Origin of the sequence: Rhizobium sp. NRK18, from assembly GCF_024385575.1 — a bacterium.
Classification (GTDB): Bacteria; Pseudomonadota; Alphaproteobacteria; order Rhizobiales; family Rhizobiaceae; genus JANFMV01.
Genome location: NZ_JANFMV010000001.1, coordinates 1,415,107 through 1,430,571, shown reverse-complemented (window position 1 = coordinate 1,430,571; position 15,465 = coordinate 1,415,107). Strand labels below are relative to the sequence as shown.

Annotated in this window: 15 protein-coding genes; 5 read left to right on the top strand and 10 right to left on the bottom strand. The window is 62.3% G+C overall.

Translation table 11 applies throughout. The annotated features are described in order from the left end of the window. The first annotated feature begins 54 nt into the window (after nt 1-54). Both NN662_RS06585 and NN662_RS06580 read left to right on the top strand, forming a co-directional pair. Nucleotides 55-966: a sugar kinase gene (locus NN662_RS06585; RefSeq protein ID WP_261929502.1), complete on the top strand. Its 912-nt coding sequence runs from the start codon at nt 55-57 to the stop codon at nt 964-966. Between the two features lie 100 nt (nt 967-1,066). Beyond that, nucleotides 1,067-2,161, top strand: a complete 1,095-nt coding sequence (locus tag NN662_RS06580) for a glycosyltransferase family 4 protein (protein WP_261929501.1) — start codon at nt 1,067-1,069, stop codon at nt 2,159-2,161. A gap of 22 nt (nt 2,162-2,183) precedes the next feature. Here the strand turns inward: NN662_RS06580 and der are convergent, their stop codons facing one another. The 3 genes from der to NN662_RS06565 all read right to left on the bottom strand — a co-directional run bounded on the left by der (nt 2,184) and on the right by NN662_RS06565 (nt 4,982). Further along, nucleotides 2,184-3,608 carry a ribosome biogenesis GTPase Der gene (gene der, locus NN662_RS06575; RefSeq protein WP_261929500.1) on the bottom strand — a complete coding sequence of 475 codons (1,425 nt, stop codon included), beginning with the start codon at nt 3,606-3,608 and terminating at the stop codon, nt 2,184-2,186. A 1-nt stretch (nt 3,609) separates the two neighbouring features. Next, nucleotides 3,610-4,287, bottom strand: coding sequence for a tetratricopeptide repeat protein (locus NN662_RS06570; RefSeq protein ID WP_261929499.1), 678 nt, complete (start codon nt 4,285-4,287; stop codon nt 3,610-3,612). A 107-nt stretch (nt 4,288-4,394) separates the two neighbouring features. Then, a complete protein-coding gene (locus tag NN662_RS06565; RefSeq protein WP_261929498.1) occupies nt 4,395-4,982 on the bottom strand; it encodes an NnrU family protein in 588 nt (195 codons plus the stop codon). A gap of 129 nt (nt 4,983-5,111) precedes the next feature. Here NN662_RS06565 and NN662_RS06560 point away from each other — a divergent pair, with 129 nt between their 5' ends. Beyond that, nucleotides 5,112-6,089 carry a polysaccharide deacetylase gene (locus NN662_RS06560; protein WP_261929497.1) on the top strand — a complete coding sequence of 326 codons (978 nt, stop codon included), beginning with the start codon at nt 5,112-5,114 and terminating at the stop codon, nt 6,087-6,089. A gap of 22 nt (nt 6,090-6,111) precedes the next feature. On the opposite strand, the gene sbmA is transcribed toward NN662_RS06560, so the two are convergent. The 7 genes from sbmA to glpK all read right to left on the bottom strand — a co-directional run bounded on the left by sbmA (nt 6,112) and on the right by glpK (nt 12,928). After that, nucleotides 6,112-7,362, bottom strand: a complete 1,251-nt coding sequence (sbmA, locus tag NN662_RS06555) for a peptide antibiotic transporter SbmA (RefSeq protein WP_261929496.1) — start codon at nt 7,360-7,362, stop codon at nt 6,112-6,114. Nucleotides 7,363-7,493: 131 nt separating this feature from the next. Further along, nucleotides 7,494-8,660, bottom strand: coding sequence for a YbfB/YjiJ family MFS transporter (locus NN662_RS06550; RefSeq protein WP_261929495.1), 1,167 nt, complete (start codon nt 8,658-8,660; stop codon nt 7,494-7,496). Nucleotides 8,661-8,745: 85 nt separating this feature from the next. Then, entirely contained in the window at nt 8,746-9,498 is a 753-nt protein-coding gene (gene map / locus NN662_RS06545) for a type I methionyl aminopeptidase (protein ID WP_261929494.1), read from the bottom strand. 43 nt (nt 9,499-9,541) lie between these two features. Beyond that, on the bottom strand, nt 9,542-10,600 hold the full coding sequence (locus NN662_RS06540; protein WP_261929493.1) for an LLM class flavin-dependent oxidoreductase: 1,059 nt from the start codon (nt 10,598-10,600) through the stop codon (nt 9,542-9,544). A 99-nt stretch (nt 10,601-10,699) separates the two neighbouring features. After that, a complete protein-coding gene (locus NN662_RS06535) occupies nt 10,700-11,128 on the bottom strand; it encodes a type II toxin-antitoxin system VapC family toxin (RefSeq protein ID WP_261931881.1) in 429 nt (142 codons plus the stop codon). Then, nucleotides 11,125-11,370, bottom strand: coding sequence for a type II toxin-antitoxin system prevent-host-death family antitoxin (locus NN662_RS06530; protein WP_261931880.1), 246 nt, complete (start codon nt 11,368-11,370; stop codon nt 11,125-11,127). Before NN662_RS06530 ends, NN662_RS06535 begins: the two co-directional genes overlap by 4 nt. A gap of 70 nt (nt 11,371-11,440) precedes the next feature. Beyond that, a complete protein-coding gene (glpK, locus tag NN662_RS06525; RefSeq protein WP_261929492.1) occupies nt 11,441-12,928 on the bottom strand; it encodes a glycerol kinase GlpK in 1,488 nt (495 codons plus the stop codon). A 207-nt stretch (nt 12,929-13,135) separates the two neighbouring features. Between glpK and NN662_RS06520 the strand changes: the two genes are divergently transcribed. Both NN662_RS06520 and xdhA read left to right on the top strand, forming a co-directional pair. Beyond that, the gene (locus NN662_RS06520) at nt 13,136-13,912 is read left to right on the top strand and encodes a 3-hydroxybutyrate dehydrogenase (protein WP_261929491.1); all 777 of its coding nucleotides are present in this window, start codon (nt 13,136-13,138) and stop codon (nt 13,910-13,912) included. Nucleotides 13,913-13,996: 84 nt separating this feature from the next. Next, nucleotides 13,997-15,463 (top strand): xanthine dehydrogenase small subunit, encoded by a 1,467-nt coding sequence (gene xdhA / locus NN662_RS06515; protein WP_261929490.1) that lies wholly within the window; start codon nt 13,997-13,999, stop codon nt 15,461-15,463. The last annotated feature ends 2 nt before the right edge of the window (nt 15,464-15,465 follow it).

Below are 15,465 nucleotides of genomic sequence, written 5' to 3'. Positions count from 1 at the left end.
GTCTGCATCGCGTCAAAAGGCTAGGACCGCTCGGCAGCAATTCTGGAGGCGGACTTGGCGAAGCGTTTTCTTTCCATCGGCGAATGCATGGTCGAACTGTCGCAGGCCGAAGGCGGGCTTCTGCGCAAGGGCTATGCCGGCGACACCTTCAACACCGCCTGGTATGCCCGCATCTGCCTTTCTGGTGACTGGTCGGTTTCCTACTACACGGCGCTCGGCGACGATCCGGTCTCCGACGAGATGCTCGCCTTCATGTCCAGGGCCGATATCGAGACCGGCGACATCCGCCGCATCAAGGGCCGCACGCCCGGCCTCTACATGATCCACCTGAAAGACGGCGAACGCTCCTTCAGCTACTGGCGCGATACGTCCGCCGCCAAGGATCTCGCCGCCGATCCGGATCACCTCCGCCGCGCCATCGATGCGGCCGACATCGTCTATGTGTCCGGCATCACACTGGCTATCCTGAAGCCCGACGGCCTCGATACGCTGCTCTCCGAACTGCGCCGCGCCAAGGTCTCCGGCAAGCCGGTCGCCTTCGATCCGAACCTGCGCCCGCGCCTCTGGCCGGATCGTCAGACCATGCTCGACACGATCAGCCTCGGCGCCCGCGCCGCGTCCATCGTGCTCCCCGGCTTCGACGACGAGGCCGCCCATTTCGGCGATGCCTCCATCGACGCCACCCTTGACCGCTACAAGGGTCTCGGAGCCACCGGCATTGTCGTCAAGGACGGGGCCAAGGGCGCAACCCTCGATTTCGGCAATGGCCGCCGCCATGTGCCGGCCGCGACCGCCGACAAGGTCGCCGACACCACAAGCGCCGGCGACAGCTACAACGGCGCCTTCCTCGCCCGCTATCTCGACGGCGCTTCGCCGGAGGATGCCGCCGCCTTCGCAGCACGCGTCGCGGCAAGCGTCATTAGCCATCATGGCGCATTGATACCGGCCGAAAAGCTCGGCCTTTGAGGCGTTCCGCCGCACTGTAATATTCACGTCACATGACGCAGGCATGGTCCGGGCGTGCTGGAGCCAGCCCGGTCCCGGCAAGGATGGGTGTGACTGTGGAATGACACGAATCATCATCGTCTCCGATGCCTGGCATCCTCAGGTCAACGGCGTCGTCCGCTCGATCGAGATGACCTCCCGGGAGCTCGACAAGATGGGCTTCGAAACCGTGATGATCACGCCGCAGCTCTTCCGCTCCGTCCCCTGCCCGTCCTATCCGGAAATCCGCCTGTCGCTCTGCAGCGCCCGCTCCGTCGGCAAGAAGATCGAGGAAGCCCAGCCGGCCTTCGTCCACATCGCCACCGAAGGGCCGCTCGGCTATGCCGCCCGCGCCTGGTGCCGCCGCAAGGGCATGCCGTTTTCGACAAGCTACCACACGCGCTTTCCGGAATATGTCGCCGCCCGCTACCCCGTGCCACTGACGCTGCTCTACGGCATCATGCGCCGCTTCCACAATGCCGGCTCCGGCTGCATGGTGGCGACAAAGAGCCTCGAGAATGATCTCGCCGCGCATGGCTTCAAAAACCTGATGCGCTGGAGCCGCGGCATCGACGGCGCGCTCTTTCATCCCCGCGAAAAGCAGGAGCGCCCCTTCGGCCTCCCCCGCCCGATCTTCATGACGGTCGGCCGCGTGGCGATCGAAAAGAACCTGCCCGCCTTCCTCGACCTCGAGCTTCCGGGCTCCAAGGTCGTCGTCGGCGACGGTCCGGATCTGGAAAAGCTGAAAGCCCATTACCCGGACGTTCATTTCACCGGCGTGAAATTCGGCGAGGAGCTTGCGTCGGCTTACGCCGAGGCCGACGTCTTCGTCTTCCCTTCGAAGACGGATACGTTCGGCAATACCATCCTCGAAGCCCTTTCAAGCGGCGTTCCGGTGGCCGCCTATCCGGTAATGGGACCGATCGACATCATCGGCGACCATCCGCAGGCCGGAGCGCTGAACGACGACCTGCGGCAGGCCTGTCTCGACGCTCTTCCGCTGAAGGGCGAGGATGCGCACGCGCTGTCGGAAACCTTCACATGGGAAGCGGCGACGCGGCAGTTCCTGGACAATGTCTTCAAGGCGAACGGCATCCCGCCGTCGCGTCGCTTCGGCCTGTTCCGGCGCCGCCAGAACGCGGAATCAATCACGCAGGAACTGCCCGCATCCCATTGACGGATCGGAGAAATCCAACCGATCAGCGAGTCTTGCGCTTCTTCTTTTCGAACGGATTGTCGGAGGTCCGGAAATGGATCCGGATCGGCACACCCGGCATGTCGAAATCCTTGCGCAGACCATTGATCAGGTAACGCACGTAGGATTCCGGCAGCGCGTCCGCGCGCGTCGAGGAAATCATGAACGCCGGCGGGCGTGTCTTCACCTGCGTCATGTATTTCAGCTTGATGCGGCGGCCGGAGACGGCCGGTGGCGGATGCTGGACCTGCTGGGTGTCGAGCCAGCGATTGAGCTTGGCCGTCGACACGCGCTTGTTCCACACCCGGTCGGTATCGGTCACCGATTGCATCAGCTTGTCGAGGCCCTGCCCCGTTTCGCCGGAGATCGGCACGGCGCGAATGCCGCGCGCCTGCGGCAGCAGCCGGTCGGTCTTTTCGCGAAGCTCGGCGAGCACCGCCTGACGGTCCTCAATCAGATCCCACTTGTTGAAGGCGAGCACGGCGGCGCGGCCTTCGCGCAGCACGAGATCGACGATGTGCAGGTCCTGCTTTTCGAACGGGATCGTCGCATCGAACAGGATGACCACCAGTTCGGCAAAGCGGATGGCGCGCAGCGTGTCGGCGACCGAGAGCTTTTCGAGCTTCTCGGTGACCTTCGCCTTGCGGCGCATGCCGGCGGTGTCGAACATCTTGATCATCCGTCCGCGCCATTCCCACTCGACGGAAATGCTGTCGCGGGTGATACCGGCCTCGGGGCCGGTCAAAAGACGGTCTTCGCCGAGGAAGCGGTTGATGAGCGTCGACTTGCCGGCATTCGGACGGCCGACGATCGCCACGCGAAGCGGCTTGCTGTCGTCGTAGAGCGGCTCTTCGTCGTCATCATCGACATCGTCGCTGATCGGCAGGTCGATGTCCGTGACCGCCTCTTCCTCTTCGGACGGAAACGCCTTTTCCTCGCCGATCGCGGCGATGATGGCATCACGCAGATCCCACATGCCTTCGCCGTGCTCGGCGGAGATCGGACACGGTTCGCCGAGGCCGAGGGTGAAGGCGTCGTAGAAGCCGCCGTCGGAACCGCGCGCCTCGGCCTTGTTGGCGACCAGCACCACCGGCCGGCCGCGCTTTCTCAGCATGCCGGCGAGTTCTTGGTCGACCGGCGTCAGGCCCATCTTGGCGTCGACCAGAAACAGCGTCAGGTCGGCCTCATCGATGGCGATCTCGGTCTGGGCGCGCATGCGGCCCTGCAGCGTATCGGCGCCGGCCTCTTCGAGACCGGCGGTATCGATGATGCGGAAACGGAGGTCGATGAGCTTCGCCTCGCCAGGACGGCGATCGCGGGTCACGCCCGGCGTATCATCCACCAGCGCCAGCTTCTTGCCGACGAGCCGGTTGAAAAGGGTGGACTTGCCGACGTTCGGACGGCCGACGATGGCGACGGTGAAGCTCATATCAGCCTTGCGCCACCTTGCCGGAGGCAGCGATCACGCCGAGCAGCATCTTGGCCCGGTTGGCGATGTTTGCCGGCGTTTCGTTGTCGTTTTCGATCGCGTCGAACCATTCCTTGGCCTTGCCGTAATCGCCGGCCTTGAAGGCGGCGAGACCGAGAAGTTCGCGGGCGGAATGCCGGAAGGAATTGCCGGCAACGGCCAGAACTTCGACTTCGGCCGAAACCTGATCATAGGTGCCCGTTTCGACGAGCAGCCAGCCGGCGCGCAGCTTTGCGGCGTTGCGGATCGCTTCGGGAACGGACTCATCGTTACCGATTGCCGAGAACGCGTCGATCGCGCCCTTCTTGTCGCCCTGCTGGGCCATCAGCGAAGCGGCGCGCATCTTCGACAGGATCGGGTAGGAGCCGGAGCCGTTGGCTTCGAGGTCGGCCAGCGCCTTCTTGGCTTCGTCCAGCTTGTCCTGGTCAGCAAGCTGCAGCGCCGCAAGGAACTGGTCGCCCGACCGGGAAGCACGGGAATCGGCCCAATATTCGTAGCCGCGATAGGCAGCAGTTCCCACGACGACCAGGACGGCAAGCGCAACGATGATCCGGCCGAAGCGTCTCCAGACGGCCTTCATCTGATCCGAGCGCAGCTCTTCGTTTACCTCACGGATAAAACTGTCGTCGTTGTGTACCATGCATGTCTCCGCGGCCGCGTTCTGCGCCAGCCTTTGTTATCCGGGCCTTCTACCCGATTTTGCCTGCATTGTAAGGGGGCTGCCCGTGTTTTCTTGCCGACCCTGGTTTACATGGCCACCAGAGGGCTGACGCCGATCAGGGCCTCATGCAGATGGAAGACGATCGCCGCCCAGATCAGAATGCCGAGTGCGACCGCGAAAATGTCGTAGCGGCTGGACACGAAAGGCCGCGCTACGACCTCGCCGGACGCCACCCGCTTCTTCAGCGAAATGCGCAGCACCACCGCCCAGGCGAGGAATGCGCCGAACAGCATCACCGAGGAGGTCTCACCATTGGCAAGCAGGTGCGAGAACGCCCAGATCTTGATCGCCACAAGCAGCGGAAACTTCGTCTTGGTGCGGATGTAGCCTGCCGGCAGCGCGGCGGCCGCCAGACAGACGCAGGCAATCAACATCAGGCTCAAGGTGATATGCGACATCCAGACCGGCGGATTGTAGAGCATGCCGGTCACCGACCGCGCCTCGGCGAAGGCCCAGACCAAGAGCGCCAATGTGGCAATGCTCAGCACCGAATGGAGCATGATCCACACCGGTCTTCCCATCGCGGAAATGGCTGACCGGCGCAGACCCGGCGCAACGACACGGACCAGATGGACCGCGAGAAAAAGCAAGATGCTGACCGCCAGAAGCGCCATATGTCCGATCCCCGAAAGCTGTATTCAATCGTTTTTTCGCCACGAAACGCCTGCATGAAGCAGCGACAATCCGTTCGCGCCACAGGTTTATTCGGGATTGGCCCGCGAAATCAATATTGAAGGACATTCATGCGTCATTCTGCTCGCCTTTCATTGCTGTTCACCTGCCTTCTTGCCTCCACGGCGATCGCGAAGGAGCCGCAGAAGCAGCTGGTCATCATCTCCTTCGACGGCGCCCACGACAACGCGCTGTGGGAAAAGAGCCGGCAGATGGCGAAGGACAGCGGCGCGCACTTCACCTATTTCCTCTCCTGCACCTTCTACATGACCAAGGACAGGGCGCACGCCTATCAGGCACCCGGCGAGAAGCGCGGCCGCTCGAATGTTGGCTTCGCGCCCGACAATGCCGACATCGCGGCGCGGCTCGACAATGTCTGGAACGCCCATCTGGAAGGCCACGAGATCGCCAGCCACGCCTGCGGCCATTTCGACGGTTCCAAATGGAGCAAGGCCGACTGGCTTGAAGAATTCGGCACGTTCCGCAAAACCCTGCTCTCTGCCTGGGACGGCATCGGCAAGACCGCGCCGGATGGCTGGGCCGACTTCGTGACCAACGACATCCGCGGCTTCCGCGCGCCATATCTCGCCGTCAGCAAGACGCTGCCGGAAGCGGAGAAGGACGCGGGCTACCTGTTCGATGCGAGCCTCGTGACCCGCGGTCCCGCTTTGCCGGTCATGGATGGAAAGCTGACCCGCTTCGGCCTCCCGACCATCCCCGAAGGCCCGCGCGACCGCCGCATCATCGGCATGGACTACAATCTCTATGTCCGCCATTCCGACGCCAAGGAAGACAAGCGCGATGCGCCTCAGTTCGAGGAGCGCGCCTATGAAGCCTTCAAGTCCGCATTCGACCGGCAATATGACGGCGACCGCATTCCGCTGCAGCTCGGTTTCCACTTCGTGGAGATGAACGACGGCGCCTACTGGCGTGCACTCGACCGGCTTCTGCAGGATGTCTGCCACAAGGACGATGTTGCCTGCGTCACCTATCCGGAAGCCATGGAAATCCTGAAAAAGGAAAAGGCGGAGAAATCCTCCGCCTCTTGATCTTCAGACAAATCCTGACCGATCAGTGCTCGACCGGGTTCGCCATGTAATCCTGGTCGATCTGCGGCAGCGGCTCGTCATAGATCGCCGCCTCGAAGGCGCGCAGGCGCTTGTAGATCGACAGGAGGTCGACGATCGTCGTCCAGGAATTCACGAGATACTGGAATGATCCGCGCACCTGGTCGAAGACGTTGTTGATCTGCGTCATCAGGCCGAGCGTCAGCTTGCCCGCGACGATCGACGGCACCAGCACCAGCAGGCTGAAGATGTTGTCGGCCTGTAGATAGAAGATGCGGGCGACGTTGAAATAGAGGTAGTGGAAATAGAGCCGGAAATAGTTCGTCCGGACATTGTCGTAGAGTTCGCGGATCGTCAGCGGCTCGGCGCGGGCGCCGTCATCCTCGCCATAGACGAGTTCCTTGCGGTAGGCCGCTTCCACACGCTGGTTCTTGAATTCGAGCCCCGGCAGCTTGATGCCGACGATCGCCAGGAAGAACGTGCCGAAGACCGACCAGAAGATCGCCGCCCAGACGAGCGCATAGGGAATATGCCCGACGATCGGCAGTTCGGTGATGTCCTTACTGAGCGTAAAGAGAACCGGAAGGAAGGCGATCAGCGTCATCACCGAGCCGATCAGGCTCACACCCAGCCCCTCGACGGTCGAAGAGAAGCGCATCGTGTCTTCCTGCACACGCTGGGAGGCACCTTCGATGTGGCGCAGCCGCCCCCAGTTGGCCATGTAGTATTCGTTCATCGCGGTCCGCCAGCGGAAGATCCAGTGGCTGACGAAGAAGCGGTTGAGGACGCCGATGGTGATCGCCACGAAGGCGATGCCGGCAACGCCGAGCATGCCGAGGTAGAGCTCGCTTGCGGTGACGGCGCCGGGCGTCGAGAGCGCTTTCTGGATGAGGTCATAGTAGGGACCGTACCAGGCATTGAAGGCGACGCTGACCTGAACGCTGAAATAGGTGTTGAAGATGATCAGCGCGCTGCCCCAGAGCGACCAGCCCTGCCACGGATGCGGGCTGATCATCCGCCATGCGGCGCCAAACAGCAGGACCACGAAGAAGTAGTAGATGTAGAACCAGAGAAACGACGGCGCCCAGAAGCGCGATATGCCGATCGGCAGATCGCTGTCGGGCATTGTGCTTGCCAGTCCAATGTATTCTCCCCATCTGTCGGCGCCGGCATACCATAAGCCGATGCAGAGCAGCGACCAGACGACGGCGGAAATGAAGAATGGCTTCGGCTTGGGGAAGAATGAGAGGAACAAGCTATGCGGCTCCCTTGTCGTATGTCTCGCATGCGAGCAGGATTGATTTGCGGGGAACCTAGGCCAGAACGCAAAACGCGGCAATGGCGGGCGGCCAAGATGACACAATTGTAATCAGGGAAAATGCGCCTTTACCGGGGCTTGGCACCGAGCGTCATCACAAGGAACGCAACCACAAGCATCCCCGCGGCCATCAGGCTCGCCATGGTAAAGCTTCCCGTCAGCGACGCCGCATAGCCGGCAACGACAGGGCCGATGATCTGCCCGACCCCGAAGGCCGCCGTCATGAGACCGATCGCCCGGCGCGGACTTTCATGCCAGAGCGTGCGGCTGAGCTGCAGGCCGTAGGCGGTGATCATGATGAAGGTCGCACCGAGAAAGATGCCGCCGATCAGAAGGCCGGCGAGCCCGGGCACCAGAACGGACGCAACGACGCCCACCGCTTCCAGCGCAATCCCTGTGAGGTAGGTCCGCCGAAGACCGTTTCTCTTCGCATAGAACGGCCAGAGAAACATCGACGCCATGACGGCCAGGCCGGTGGCGAACCAGCAGAGAAACTCGGACGCCGCCCCGCCCCCGCCCATCCGCGCGATGGTGACGAGGAAGGTGGCGGTGATGATGTAGCCGAAGCCGAACAGGCCGTAGGAGACGATCATCCGGATCCCCTCGCCGCTCCATCTCAGATGCGGCTCGGCTGGCGTCTTGCCGCGATGCCGGTCCGGTCGCGGGATGAAGATCACGCCAACCACGAAAGCCAAGACACACAGCGCGCCGGCCACAATCCACTCAGCCCGCCATTGCGCGATGCCGAAATCGATCGGCTTCATGGCAAACACCATGAGCGAGGACAGCGCGATGCCGAAACCGACGCCGCCGAAATGCAGCGCCTGCACGCGTGCGTCGCCCGGAAAGCGGGCAAGGATCAGCGATGTCGCGAAGATCATGATGAAGGCGCTGGCGACGCCGGCGCCGAAACGCACGACCGAGAACAGGAAAAGATTGGAGGTAGAGGCCATTAGGCCAAGCAGGACGGCGTTGGCGGCCAGAGACCAGAGCGCCACCTGTCGCTCGCGCCCCGAGGCCCATCCGAGCGATGCGAGAATGGCGCCTGCGAGATATCCTACAAAATTGGCCGAGGCGATGATGCCGGCATCACCCGCCGAAATCCCCGCGCCGGCCATCATGCCCGGCAGGATGGGCGTGTACACGAAACGCCCGAAGCCCATCGCCGCAGCCATGACGATCGCACCGGACAGGCCGGCAAACAGGGCGGATTCGGAGGCGGGCTTCATTTGCATACAAGCGTTATGGCATCCCACACCGCGCTACACAAACGCGGAATGCTGAATGGTGGCGCAATAAATTTGATCGGTAGCCCGCCGCTCAATCCGGCAGCGTCAGGATCAGCGGCCCGTTCTTGGTGGCAACGACGGTATGCTCGTACTGCACGGTCAGCGCCCGCGGATCGGAATAGAGCGTCCATTCGTCCGCCTCGCCGTCATCCGCCCATTCGGCGCCGAGCGAGAGAAACGGCTCGACGGTGAAGACCAGTCCGTCTTCGGCAACACGACGCTCCGACCTATCCGGCCAGGTGGACAGCTCGGAGGGTTCCTCGTGGAGCGAGCGGCCGACGCCGTGGCTCGCAAGGTTGCGAATCAGCGTGTAGCGGTTCCTGTTGGCGAAACGCCCGATGGCATTGCCGATATTGGCGAGCGGCGCGCCGGCCTTCACCTGCTGCAGCCCGATGAACAGCGCTCGTTTGCCGTCGCGGCAGAGCCTTTCCGTCCGCTTGGCGACCGGCGGCACGCCATAGGACGCGCCCGTATCACCGAAGAAGCCGTCCTTGACCGCCGACACGTCGATGTTGACGAGGTCGCCGGGCTGGATGACGCGCGCGCCGGGAATGCCGTGCGCCACTTCCTCATTGACGGAAATGCAGGTGGCGCCGGGAAACTTGTAGCAGAACTCCGGAGCCGATTGCGCACCATTGTCCTCGAGGATCTTGCGGCCGATCGCGTCGAGTTCCGCAGTCGTCATTCCCGGCTCCAGCGCTTCGCCCATTTGCTTCAGAGCAACGCCACAGATGCGGCCGATATCCTTCAGCTTTTGAAGTTCGTCGTCTGAGGAAATGACCATGGGCTCCGTCCGGTTGCTCGCTATTCTGGTTCAGGTAGCAGTGTTATTCTGCCGCTTTCTCCATCTTTTTCTCATCCGTCAATGCTTTTCTGACGAGAGGAGCCACCTTCGTGCCGAAGAGTTCGATGGCGTGCATGAGCTTTTCATGCGGCATCAGGCCGATCGCCATCTGCAGCAGGAAACGGTCGTTGCGGAAGATGCGGTGATGAGCGACGATCTTCTCAGCCATCTCCTCCGGACTGCCGACGAAGATGGCACCATGCTTTCCGCGCTGCATGTCGAAATGCGACCGCGTCATTGCCGAGAAGCCGCGCTCGCGACCGATACGGTTCATGACCGCGGCCTGCGGCTCGTAGAAGATGTCGGCCGCTTCTTCCGTCGTATCCCAGACGAAGCCGTGAACGTTGATGGAGGTCGGCAGCTTGTCCGGATCGTGACCGACCTTGCGGGCCGTCTCGCGGTAAAGCTCGAACAGCGGTGCAAACCGGCGCGGCTCGCCGCCGATGATGGCAAGCGCCAGAGGCAGGCCGAAATAGGCCGCCCGGGCCACCGAGTTCGGCGTACCACCGACGGCAATCCACAAGGGGATCGGATCCTGCAGCGGCCGCGGATAGACCGGCAGATCATGGATTGCGGCCCGTGTTTCGCCCGACCACGTCACCCGTTCGCCTTCGCGCAGCTTCATGAGAAGACCGAGCTTTTCGTCGAACAGCTTGTCGTAGTCGTCGAGATCGTAACCGAAAAGCGGGAAGGATTCGATGAAGGAGCCGCGCCCGGCCATGATCTCCGCCCTGCCCTTCGAAAGAAGATCGACGGTAGCGAACTGCTGGAACACCCGCACCGGATCGTCGGAGCTCAGGACCGAGACGGCGCTGGTCAGGCGAATGTTCTTGGTCTTGACCGCCGCCGCCGCCAGCAGCGTTGCCGGGCTGGAGGCCATGTAGTCAGGGCGGTGATGTTCGCCGAGACCGAAGACGTCGAGCCCGACCTTGTCGGCAAGCTCGATTTCGGCGATCAGTTCCTCGGCGCGCCGTGCCGCGGCCTCCCCCTTGTTCGGTGCATTCGGGTCGACATCGGCGAAGGTATAGAGGCCAAGTTCCATGATCGTTCCTTTCGGTTTTCACGCCTGACATAGGCCGCCGACGGAACGAGGCCAAGGGCAGCCGCGAAGACAGACTGTCCTCAACACGAAAACAGTCGCCTAGTCGACCGGTTCCCACGGATTGAAGAGTTTGACCGGCATGCCCTCGAAATCGCGGACATTGCGGGTCACCAGCGTAAATCCAGCAGCAATGGCGGTTGCCCCGATCAGCGCGTCACGCTCCGGTTTGTGGTCCGGAATGTGCAGTCCGGCGCAGACACGAGCAACGTGTCCGTCGATTGGCAGTATTCTGGTGTCAAAGACGCCTACCACCGTCTCTTCGAGCCAGCGCCTCAGTCCCTCACCCTGGCGGGCATCGCGACGCTCCATCAAAAGCGCACCATATTCCAGTTCCAGAAGCGTGATGGCGGAGATAAAGGATTGCCGTGGATCGCTAACGCCAATCCATGCCACAACATTCTTGTCTGCCCGACCGCTACGAAATTTTCTCAACTCTGAAACGACATTTGTATCGAGGAGATACATCAGTCGAATTCAGCCGGTCGAATTCCCAAGTCTCCAAGCTTGGGCGGATCGAAATCGATGTCGTCATCTTCCGGCATGGAAAGAAGCTCCGCCAGATTCTGCTTCCGGAGCCCCGCGAGGCGTTCGTACTCCTCGATCGACAAAAGCACATGCGCGGGCCGGCCGCGGTCGGTGATGAACACGGGTTCCTTTTCGGCCGCCTTCTTGGCGCCGCTGGTATTCTGGTTGAATTCCCGGCTGGTCATGATCGTCACGGCCGCGTCTCCTTTGTAGCAACGTTACTACATTTGGTGCCGGCCGTAAATCGGAACAATATCAGCTCAGCGTCCGCTCGACCGCCCGCTTCCAGCCCTTGAGCCTTGCCTTGCGTGTGTCGTCATCCATCTGCGGCTCGAAACGGCGGTCGCGCGCCCAGCTGGCGGCAAAGCCGTTCATATCCGGCCAGACGCCGGCCCGCGATCCGGCGAGCCAGGCGGCCCCTAGCGCCGTCGTCTCGAGGATCGTCGGACGATCGACGGGCGCGTCGATCAGGTCGGAAAGCCGCTGCATGGTCCAGTCTGAGGCGACCATCCCGCCATCGACGCGCAGTACCGTGTCGCCTTCAGCACTCTTCCAGTCCTTCTTCATCGCGTCGAGCAGGTCGCCGGTCTGGAAGCAGACCGCCTCGAGCGCCGCCTTGCAGAATTCGGCGGGGCCGGTGTTGCGAGTCATGCCGTAGATCGCGCCCCGCGCCTCCGCATCCCAGTAGGGCGCGCCGAGGCCGGTGAAGGCCGGAACGAGATAGACGTCCTGCGACGGGTCGGCATTGGCGGCGAGCGCGCCGGATTCGGCCGCATTGTCGATGATCATCAGCCCGTCGCGAAGCCACTGCACCGCAGCCCCTGCGATGAAGATGGAGCCTTCCAGCGCATAGGTGGTCACCCCGTTCATGCGGTAGGCGATCGTCGTCAGGAGCCGGTTCTTCGAATGCACGAAATCCGTGCCAGTGTTCAGAAGGGCAAAGCAGCCAGTGCCGTAGGTCGATTTCATCATGCCCGGCTTGAAGCAGGCTTGGCCGATGGTCGCCGCCTGCTGGTCGCCGGCAACGCCGAGGATCGGGATCGGCGCGCCGAACAGATCCTTCTCCGTCGTCCCGAAATCGGCGGCGCAGTCCTTCACCTCCGGCAGCATCGACACGGGGATTTTGAGGATGCCGAGAAGATCCGCATCCCACTCATTGTTCCTGATATTGTAGATCAGCGTGCGCGAGGCATTGGTCGCATCGGTGACGAAGGACTTGCCGCCCGTCAGCCGCCAGATCAGGAAGCTGTCGATCGTTCCGAAGCAGAGCTCGCCGTTTTCCGCCTTGTCGCGTGCGCCTGCGACATGATCCAGCAGCCAGGCAACCTTGGTCCCGGAAAAATAGGGATCGAGCAGCAGCCCGGTCTTGTGGGTGAAGGTCTTTTCATGGCCCTGCTTCTTCAGCGTCTCGCAGAAGGAAGCGGTGCGGCGATCCTGCCAGACGATCGCCTTGTGGATCGCCTTGCCGCTGTCGCGTTCCCAGACGACCGTCGTTTCGCGCTGGTTGGTGATCCCGATCGCTGCGATGTCGGATGCCGTTATCCCGGCCTTCTTGATGGCGCCCTTGATCGTCGAGACTACGGACTGCCAGATCTCCTCCGGATCATGCTCGACCCAGCCGGAATCGGGGAAGAACTGGGTGAATTCCTCCTGCGCGATCGCAACGACCTTCATGTCCCCGTCGAAGATGATCGCCCGGCTTGATGTCGTGCCCTGATCGATGGCGAGAATGTAGCTGCCCATGCCGTCCTCCCAGAAGTCATGCTTTGGTTTCACTTCAATATCAGCCAAAAACGAATGTCAAACGAAAACAAAACGCAAATACTCCGCATCCGCGGCATCGCGTCACGGTCGCCGGAAATCTCAATTGCCAGCGCTCCCTGTTGTCAATAACCTGCCCTAGATACTGCAATGCAGCAGAACACAAACTCATTCACAGGGAGTTCCATCATGGCAATCACTGTCGTCGTCACCGGGTCGACCAGCGGTATCGGTTTCGGCATCGCCAAGGGCTTTGCCGGCAAGGGTGCCAATATCGTGATGAACGGCTTCGGCAAGCCCGAAGACATCGAGGCAAAGAAGAAGGAACTGGAAGACGCCGGCAGCGGCAAGGTCCTCTATCACGCCGCCGACATGACCAAGCCGGAAGAGATTGCCGACATGATCGCCACCGCCGAGAAGACCTTCGGCGGCATCGACGTCCTCGTCAACAATGCCGGCATCCAGCATGTCGCTCCGGTCGAGGAATTCCCGATCGAGAAGTGGAACATGATCATCGCCATCAACCTGTCCTCCTCCTTCCACACCATCAGCGCCGCGGTTCCGGGCATGAAGAAGAAGGGCAAGGGCCGGATCATCAACATTGCATCCGCCCACGGCCTCGTCGCCTCCCCCTTCAAGTCGGCCTATGTCGCCGCCAAGCATGGCATTCTCGGCCTGACCAAGACGGTCGCGCTGGAGCTGGCCGAACACGGCGTGACGGTCAACGCCATCTGCCCCGGCTACGTGCTCACACCGCTCGTCGAAGCGCAGATCCCGGATACGGCCAAGGCGCGCAACATGACGGAAGAACAGGTGAAGAAGGAAGTCATCCTCGAAGCCCAGCCGACGAAGGAATTCGTCACCGTCGAACAGATCGCCGCACTGGCACAATACCTTGCGAGCGACGACGCCAAGCAGATCACCGGCACGCACATCTCCATGGATGGCGGCTGGACGGCGAAATAGTTTCCGTTGCACTGCAACCATTGACGGAATGCCGAAATAGGCAAAGAGTGGCCTTTTGTTTACTAATTGGACAAAAGGCAAGTCATGGCAGATTCGATCCGCTTCTTCTTGAATGATGAAGTCGTTTCTCTTTCGTCCGTCCGCCCGACGGAAACGCTTCTGGATTTTCTTCGGCTGAAACGCCGGCTGACCGGGACGAAGGAGGGATGCGCGGAAGGAGATTGCGGCGCCTGCACGGTCCTCGTCGGCCGCCTGGTCGACGGCGCATTGCGCTATGAAGGGGTCAATGCCTGCATCCGTTTCCTGGGATCGCTAAACGCGACTCACGTCGTCACGGTCGAGCATCTGGCGGCCAAGGACGGCAAGCTGCACCCCGTCCAGCAGGCGATGGTCGACACCCACGGCTCGCAATGCGGCTTCTGCACGCCCGGCATTGTCATGTCGCTTTACGGGCTCTGGCTCTCCAACAGCGCACCCTCGCGCGCCGATATCGAGAAGGCCCTGCAGGGCAATCTCTGTCGCTGCACCGGCTACGAGCCGATCGTCAAGGCCGCCGAACAGGTGTCGGCGGCGCGCCCGAGCACGCTGTTCGATCCGGTGGAAAAGATCCGTACCGAAGTCGCCGCCAAGCTGTGGTCGATGCGCAGCGACGAAACGATCGCCATCTCCTCGGAAGACGGCCAGATGCTGGTGCCCGGCTCGGTCGAGAAGCTCCTCGAAATCCTTGCCGCGCATCCGGAAGCGACGATCGTCGCCGGCTCCACCGATGTCGGCCTCTGGGTCACCAAGCAGATGCGGGAGTTGAACCCCGTCGTCTTCATCAATCACCTGACCGACCTGCAGATCGTTCGCGCCGACGAGACGGGCGTCTTCATCGGTGCCGGTGTTACCTATAGCCAGGCCTTCAAGACACTTGCCGCCGAAATCCCGGCGCTTGGCCCCCTCCTCGACCGGATCGGCGGCGAGCAGGTGCGCAACATGGGCACGATCGGCGGCAACATCGCCAACGGCTCGCCGATCGGCGACACGCCGCCGCCGCTGATCGCGCTGGGCGCGACCCTGACGCTGCGCTCCGTGCGCGGCCGCCGGTCGATCCCGCTCGAAGACTTCTTCATCGAATATGGCAAACAGGATCGCGCCGCCGACGAGATCGTCGACAGCCTCTTCATTCCCCGCCCGCCGGCGGCAAGCCGGTTTGCCGTCTACAAGATTTCCAAGCGCCGCGACGAGGACATCTCGGCGCTCTGCGGCGCTTTCAGCCTTACGCTCGACGACAGCAACAGCGTCACCGACATCCGCATCGCCTTCGGCGGCATGGCCGGCACGCCAAAGCGCGCCCGGTCCGTGGAAAGCGCTCTCATCGGCAAGCCATGGAGCGAGGAGACGATCGCCGCGGCGCGTGACGCCTTTGACAGCGATTTCCAGCCGCTGACCGACTGGCGCGCCAGCGCCGGATACCGCCAGCTGACGGCGAAGAACCTTTTGACCCGCTTCTACCTCGAGACCACCGGCGACCGACAGGAACTGGTGCGCTTCGAAGCCGCGGAGTGAGG